Annotated in this window: 7 protein-coding genes and 1 pseudogene; all 8 read right to left on the bottom strand. The window is 57.5% G+C overall.

Features of this window, described 5'->3' with window-relative positions; all coding sequences use genetic code 11:
• Positions 1-151: 151 nt before the first annotated feature.
• Positions 152-772, bottom strand: a complete 621-nt coding sequence (gene msrQ / locus L9Z73_RS22205; RefSeq protein WP_247405515.1) for a protein-methionine-sulfoxide reductase heme-binding subunit MsrQ — start codon at positions 770-772, stop codon at positions 152-154.
• A complete protein-coding gene (gene msrP, locus L9Z73_RS22210) occupies positions 772-1,785 on the bottom strand; it encodes a protein-methionine-sulfoxide reductase catalytic subunit MsrP (RefSeq protein WP_017847455.1) in 1,014 nt (337 codons plus the stop codon). Before msrP ends, msrQ begins: the two co-directional genes overlap by 1 nt.
• 63 nt (positions 1,786-1,848) lie before the next feature.
• Positions 1,849-2,706, bottom strand: a complete 858-nt coding sequence (gene pssA, locus L9Z73_RS22215; RefSeq protein WP_247405517.1) for a CDP-diacylglycerol--serine O-phosphatidyltransferase — start codon at positions 2,704-2,706, stop codon at positions 1,849-1,851.
• 144 nt (positions 2,707-2,850) lie between these two features.
• Positions 2,851-3,867, bottom strand: a complete 1,017-nt coding sequence (gene ilvC / locus L9Z73_RS22220) for a ketol-acid reductoisomerase (protein ID WP_007948647.1) — start codon at positions 3,865-3,867, stop codon at positions 2,851-2,853.
• A 47-nt stretch (positions 3,868-3,914) separates the two neighbouring features.
• Positions 3,915-4,406, bottom strand: a complete 492-nt coding sequence (gene ilvN / locus L9Z73_RS22225) for an acetolactate synthase small subunit (RefSeq protein ID WP_003176102.1) — start codon at positions 4,404-4,406, stop codon at positions 3,915-3,917.
• A 2-nt stretch (positions 4,407-4,408) separates the two neighbouring features.
• Positions 4,409-6,133: an acetolactate synthase 3 large subunit gene (locus tag L9Z73_RS22230; RefSeq protein ID WP_247405519.1), complete on the bottom strand. Its 1,725-nt coding sequence runs from the start codon at positions 6,131-6,133 to the stop codon at positions 4,409-4,411.
• 431 nt (positions 6,134-6,564) lie between these two features.
• Entirely contained in the window at positions 6,565-6,894 is a 330-nt protein-coding gene (locus tag L9Z73_RS22235) for a YqcC family protein (protein WP_247405521.1), read from the bottom strand.
• Positions 6,894-7,028, bottom strand: a pseudogene (locus tag L9Z73_RS31605) (hypothetical protein); the annotation flags it as partial. The pseudogene L9Z73_RS31605 and the gene L9Z73_RS22235, both read right to left, overlap by 1 nt.

Below are 7,028 nucleotides of genomic sequence, written 5' to 3' on the forward strand. Positions count from 1 at the left end.
CTGCTCTACCAACTCATTCCAGGCTTCGATGAACTGAAGCAGGCCGCTGTCGAATCTCGTATAACTCTTTGTTTACCAAGGAGTTTTCCGTTTCGACTGCGCCGGAAGTGGGGCGAATTATAGACGTACAGGATTTGCCGTCAAGGCTTAATTACGCTTTTGTTGCAGAAGGTGCTTTTTTCGCAATAAGACGAGGAATTCGCCGCATTACCGGCGGTATCCGCAGGGTGAGAAGCAACGCACCTATAGAAGCATAGATAGCCCACTCCTTCAGATCAGCCCGCACGATCCACAACATATGCAGCAAGCCAAGACCAAGCACGCCATACACCAGGCGATGCAACTTCTTCCAACGACTGCCCAACCGACGCTGGCTGTAGCGATTCGACGTCAGCGCCAGCACTAACAACGACAGGAAACCCAGCGTACCCACAATAATGTAGGGCCGCTTACGCAGCTCCACCCCCAGTTGCGACCAATCCAGCCCCAGGACAAACACACAATATGCCGCCAGGTGCAGCACCACATAAGCAAAGCACCACAACCCCAACTGCCGCCGCACCGCGATCCACCCCGCCCAACCGCTCAACTTCTGCAACGGTGTCATCGCCAGGGTAATCAGCAGCAGGATCAACGTGCCCAAGCCCAACCGATCAACCAGCACCTTGCCCGGGTCCGGCCCCAAGGCAGAACGCCATGCCTCATACAGCCAGAGCAACGGCCACACCGCCGCAGCGATAAACACGCCGATGCGCCAGAGAGGGAAACGCATCAGTAGTTCTTCCGCAGATCGAGGCCGGTATACAGAGCCGCCACTTCATCCGAGTAACCGTTGAACATCTGCGTCTCGCGTACATTTGGACTGAACAGACCGCTCGGCAAGCGCCGCTCACGCGCCTGCGTCCAACGGGGGTGATCGACCGTAGGGTTCACATTCGCATAAAACCCATACTCATTCGCCGCAATACTCTGCCACGTGGTTTTCGGCTGCTCACTCACAAGACTGATACGCACGATGGACTTCACGCTCTTGAAGCCATACTTCCATGGCACCACCAAACGCAGCGGCGCGCCATTCTGGTTAGGCAACTCGCGCCCATACATCCCCACGGCCAGAATTGCCAAAGGGTTCATCGCCTCATCCAGACGCAGCCCTTCTACATAGGGCCAGTCGATCAAGCCGAAACTTGAGCGCTGGCCCGGCATGCTTTTGGGGTCCTGGAGTGTTTCGAAGCGGATGTACTTGGCTTTGGAGGTCGGTTCAACCTGTTTGAGCAACGCCGAGATGGGAAAGCCCATCCATGGAATAACCATCGACCACGCCTCCACACAGCGCAGGCGATAGATTCGCTCTTCCAATTGATAGGGCTTCATGAAGTCTTCCAGAGCATAACGCCCTGGTTTTGCGACCTCACCATCGATCACCACACTCCAAGGTTCGGTCTTGAGTGAACCCGCATTCGCCGCCGGGTCGCCCTTGTCCGTGCCGAACTCATAGAAGTTGTTGTAGTGGGTCGCGTCTTTGAACGGGGTGATGGCTTCGTCCTTGACGGTTACCGCCTGCCATTTCGTCCCCGGCAGTTTTTCGGCAAACCAGCCTGGCGCCTTGCCTGGCTCGACATCCGCATACCGCGCGGCATCATCCGCACTGGCCCAACGCGGCAAGCTGCTGGCGGCAACACCGGCCAGCGCACCACCGAGCAAGCTACGGCGAGACAAGTAGAAGGATTCGGGGGTGACATCCGATTCATGACAATCGGACGCTTTGGGCAATTTGATTAACATGGCAACTCCGCAGCATTGGAGAACTGATGCACCAATAGACTGCGGAGTATGGGGGAAATTACATTAAGGCAACGTTTTGTCCCGACGCAGTTGCAGCAGATACTGAATCGGCCCGGAAGCGGCATAGACCAGGAACGCCAGCAGCAAAATACGCGGCGGATCACTGAAGACCACGGCGAACACCAGCACCACCACAAGGATAGCCACGAAAGGCACGCGCCCCTTGAGGTCGAGCTCCTTGAAGCTGTTGTACTTGATGTTACTGACCATCAGCATGCCGGCGGCCGCAACCATCAAGGCAACCAGGAACGACATCTTCGACCCCTGGATGCCGTAGTCACTGAACGCCCAGACGATACCCGCCACCACGCCTGCAGCAGCAGGGCTGGCCAGGCCAATGAAGTAACGCTTGTCGGCGGTACCCACCTGGGTATTGAAGCGTGCCAGGCGCAATGCGGCGCCCGCGACATAGATGAAGGCCACCATCCAGCCGACCTTGCCCATATCACCCAAGGCCCAGGCAAACGCCAGCAGCGCAGGCGCGACACCAAAGGCAACCATGTCCGACAGCGAGTCATACTCGGCACCGAAGGCGCTTTGGGTGTTGGTCATGCGCGCCACGCGCCCATCGAGGCCGTCGAGCACCATGGCCACGAAGATAGCGATCGCCGCAAAACCGAAATACTTGCTGGCACTCACCGCATCACCCGCCGCCAGCGCGCTCTGGGCGCTCATGGAATTGATGATGGAGTAGAACCCGGCAAACAGGTTCGCCGTAGTGAACAGATTGGGCAGGAGATAGATACCACGATGCCGGACCTTGCGGCCTTCAGCATCGTGCCCTTCTTCGACATGTTCATCGATAGGTAGCAGGCTATCGGCGTCAGAAGCCTGGTTTGGCTCTTCGGGACGTTCGCTCATGGACTTTACCTTGCAACGGTGTGAAAAAATTCGACAGATACTTGCGGCGAGTGTTCGCCCGCAAACGATGCAGCTTTATACCAGAACCAGCCACCCAAACGAAAAAACGCGGCCTAAGCCGCGTTTTCTGTTGATGCATCCGACTTAGTTTTTGGCTTTGTCGACGATCTTGTTGGCACCGATCCACGGCATCATGGAACGCAGTTGCTCGCCGATGATTTCGATACCGTGAGCGGCGTTGTTACGACGCTTGGCGGTCATCGAAGGGTAGCCGGTAGCACCTTCGCTGATGAACATTTTGGCGTATTCGCCGTCCTGAATGCGTTTCAGGGCGTTGCGCATGGCCTGACGGGACTCGGCGTTGATCACTTCCGGGCCAGTCACGTACTCGCCGTATTCGGCGTTGTTGGAGATCGAGTAGTTCATGTTGGCGATACCGCCTTCGTACATGAGGTCCACGATCAGCTTCAGTTCGTGCAGGCATTCGAAGTAGGCCATTTCCGGCGCATAGCCGGCTTCAACCAGGGTTTCGAAACCGGCTTTGACCAGCTCAACGGTACCGCCACACAGAACGGCTTGTTCGCCGAACAGGTCGGTTTCGGTCTCGTCCTTGAAGGTGGTTTCGATGATGCCGGTACGACCGCCACCGACGCCAGCAGCGTAGGACAGCGCAACGTTCTTGGCGTTGCCCGATGCGTCTTGGTAGATCGCGATCAGGTCAGGGATACCGCCGCCTTTGACGAACTCGGAACGCACGGTGTGGCCCGGAGCCTTCGGCGCGATCATGATCACGTCGAGGTCAGCGCGTGGCACGACTTGGTTGTAGTGAATCGCGAAGCCGTGGGAGAAGGCCAGGGTGGCGCCCTTCTTGATGTTCGGCTCGATTTCGTTCTTGTACAGCGCGGACTGGAACTCATCCGGGGTCAGGATCATGACCAGGTCGGCAGCGGCAACAGCGGAAGCAACGTCAGTCACTTTCAGGCCATGGGCTTCAGCCTTGGCAACAGTGGCCGAGCCTTTGCGCAGGCCAACAGTCACGTCAACGCCGGAATCTTTCAGGTTGCACGCTTGAGCATGGCCCTGGGAACCGTAGCCGATGATGGCGACTTTCTTGCCCTGGATGATCGACAGGTCACAATCTTTTTCGTAATAAACTTTCATGAGGTTCCTCTATATATCCAGGCCTTAAGGCCATTCACTAATTTGGGTTAGATGCTGAGTACTTTGTCGCCACGGGCAATCCCGGTGACACCACTGCGTACGGTTTCCAGAATCGAGGCCGTCCCGATCGACTGGATGAAGCTGTCCAGCTTGTCGCTTGTACCGGTCAATTGCACGGTATAAACGCTGGCGCTCACATCGACGATCTGCCCACGATAAATGTCGGTAGTCCGCTTGATCTCGGCACGTTGGGCACCCGTGGCCTTGACTTTAACCAGCATCAGCTCGCGCTCAATGTGGGCACTTTCCGACAGGTCGACCAGCTTGACCACTTCGATCAGCTTGTTGAGGTTCTTGGTGATCTGCTCGATCACCTCATCGTGGCCTACGGTGGTCAACGTCAGGCGCGACAGGGTCGGGTCTTCGGTCGGCGCCACGGTCAGGCTTTCGATGTTGTAGTTGCGTTGCGAAAACAAGCCGACAACACGAGACAGAGCGCCGGGTTCGTTCTCCAGAAGCAGGGAGATTATGTGCCGCATGATTACGTACGCTCCGTCTTGTTCAGCCACATGTCGCGCATAGAGCCGTCTTTGATCTGCATCGGGTAGACGTGCTCGCTGGTATCCACCTTAATATCGATGAACACCAGGCGATCCTTCATGGCGAACGCTTCTTCCATCTTCGGCTTCAGATCTTTCAGATCGGTGATGCGAATACCGACGTGGCCGTAAGCCTCGACCAGTTTGATGAAGTCCGGCAGCGATTCCATGTAGGAATGGGAGTGACGACTACCGTAGCTCATGTCCTGCCATTGACGAACCATGCCCAACACGCCGTTGTTCAGGCACACGATCTTCACCGGAAGGCCGTACTGCAGGCACGTCGACAGCTCCTGGATGTTCATCTGGATGCTGCCTTCGCCGGTGACGCATGCAACGTCGCTGTCCGGGAAGCTCAGTTTCACACCCATGGCCGCAGGGAAACCAAAGCCCATCGTGCCCAGGCCACCGGAGTTGATCCAGCGGTTAGGCTTGTCGAACTTGTAGTACTGCGCGGCGAACATCTGGTGCTGGCCCACGTCGGAGGTCACAAAGGCGTCGCCCTTGGTCACTTCGCACAGGGTCTCGATCACGGTTTGTGGCTTGATGATGCTGCCGTCGCCCTTGTCATAAGGGAACAGCCCGCGGTCGCCGCGCCATTCGTCGATCTGCTTCCACCAACTGGCGACGGATTCCTTGTTCGGCGTCTCGCCGATTTCCTTCAGCGCAGCGACCATTTCGGTCAACACGCTTTCCACCGGACCTACGATCGGTACGTCGGCCTTGATGGTCTTGGAGATGGACGCCGGGTCGATGTCGATGTGGATGATCTTGGCATTCGGGCAGAACTTGCTCGCGCCGTTGATCACCCGGTCATCGAACCGCGCGCCCACGGCCAGGATTACATCGGCGTGGTGCATGGCCAGGTTGGCGGTGTAGCTGCCGTGCATGCCGAGCATGCCGACGAACTGACGGTCCGTCCCCGGGAATGCGCCGAGGCCCATCAGGGTGTTGGTCACCGGCAGGTTGAGCAACTTGGCCAGTTCGGTCAACGGTGCGGAACCGCCGCCCAGAATCACGCCACCGCCCGAGTACAGCACGGGACGCTTGGCCGCCAGGAGCATTTCTGCCGCCTTGCGGATCTGCCCCGAGTGCCCACGAACGGCCGGGCTGTAGGAACGCAGCTTGGCTTTCTTCGGGAAGACGTATTCGAATTTCTCAGCCGGGTTGGTCATGTCTTTCGGGATATCGACCACCACAGGGCCCGGGCGACCGGACTGTGCGAGGTAGAACGCCTTTTTCATGACTTCCGGGATTTCCGAGGCATGCTTGATCATGAAACTGTGTTTCACGATCGGCCGGGAGATACCGATCATGTCGGTTTCCTGGAATGCATCGGTACCGACCATGGTGCTAGCCACCTGGCCAGAAATGATCACCATCGGGATGGAGTCCATATAAGCAGTCGCGATGCCGGTAATGGCATTGGTTGCGCCTGGGCCGGAGGTTACCAGTACCACGCCGGCTTTACCGGTGGCACGGGCATAACCGTCAGCCATATGGGTTGCAGCCTGTTCGTGGCGAACCAGGATGTGGGTAACAGCCGGTTCCTTGAACAGTGCGTCATAGACATGCAGCAGAGCACCACCCGGGTACCCGTAGATATAGTCAACGCCTTCGTCACGCAAAAAGCGGACGAGCATCTCACCGCCAGATAAAAGCTCCACGTTGTTCACCTCTAAAACGCCAGAATACCGTCCGTTAAAAACCGACGGGTCTTAATAGGTTTACTTCTCAACAGAGCATGAGCGACGGTGGTCGCCGACTACGTCAGCACTGACTGAGCAAGTATTGGGATCATCCCAAGTGTTGCGGGCTCTTCCCACCCAGCGCGAGGTAACGCGTTGCGGGTGTAACAGGTCGGCGCGGATGTGCGCCTCATGATCTGCTGAGTGGGCCTGCTTCTGGCAGTCCCGATACAGCGGACTTTGGATTCTTCTGTTTCAGGCCCTTCAAGTCAAGCAATAATTGCGCTTTTTTCCAACTAAGCGCATGAGAACGCAGAAGAAAGGGCTTTGAGGAGGGATAAAACTCGCCTGAATGTCGTCAAGCGGTAGAAATGTGCGCAAGACTGCCGGAAAAACCGGCAGCCAGGCAATTAACGAGCGTCGACGATCAATTGGTCGAACTTTTTCAGCGCATTGCGCAAACCCAGGCTTTCCAGCGGCCGGGAGGCGTAGACCATCTCGGCCATCTCCATGATCCCGGAAGCATTCGGCAGTGGCAGATCCTGTTCGAGGATCTGCTTCATGCGCATGAGGAAGATCCACTGCAGCCACTGATGGAAGTCCAGGGTGTCGACCGAAAAGGGCTCGACACTGCTGAGCGCCTCGGCGCTGGGGGACTCCTCGTCCCACCAGCCCTGCAGGCGCAATTCGCGCTCAATCAGCAACAGCTGTTCGGCAATCGCTGGAAAACGTACATCCATCAGAGGCTGACCTTGGCTTTTTGCCGAGCCTGGGCGGCGCCGGCGGCGTCACCTTGTGCGGCACGCGCATCGCCGATCAAGGCCCACAGGCTGGCCTGCAAATCAGGACGGCCGTTGGCCAGGGTCAGGCCACG

The sequence above is a fragment of the Pseudomonas emilianonis genome (assembly GCF_023072625.1).
Classification (GTDB): domain Bacteria; phylum Pseudomonadota; class Gammaproteobacteria; order Pseudomonadales; family Pseudomonadaceae; genus Aquipseudomonas; species Aquipseudomonas paraveronii.

Coding starts and splice junctions, on each gene's coding strand:
- msrQ (WP_247405515.1), bottom strand. CDS start 772: ATGCGTTTCCCTCTCTGGCGCATCGGCGTGTTTATCGCTGCGGCGGTG.
- msrP (WP_017847455.1), bottom strand. CDS start 1,785: ATGTTAATCAAATTGCCCAAAGCGTCCGATTGTCATGAATCGGATGTC.
- pssA (WP_247405517.1), bottom strand. CDS start 2,706: ATGAGCGAACGTCCCGAAGAGCCAAACCAGGCTTCTGACGCCGATAGC.
- ilvC (WP_007948647.1), bottom strand. CDS start 3,867: ATGAAAGTTTATTACGAAAAAGATTGTGACCTGTCGATCATCCAGGGC.
- ilvN (WP_003176102.1), bottom strand. CDS start 4,406: ATGCGGCACATAATCTCCCTGCTTCTGGAGAACGAACCCGGCGCTCTG.
- L9Z73_RS22235 (WP_247405521.1), bottom strand. CDS start 6,894: ATGGATGTACGTTTTCCAGCGATTGCCGAACAGCTGTTGCTGATTGAG.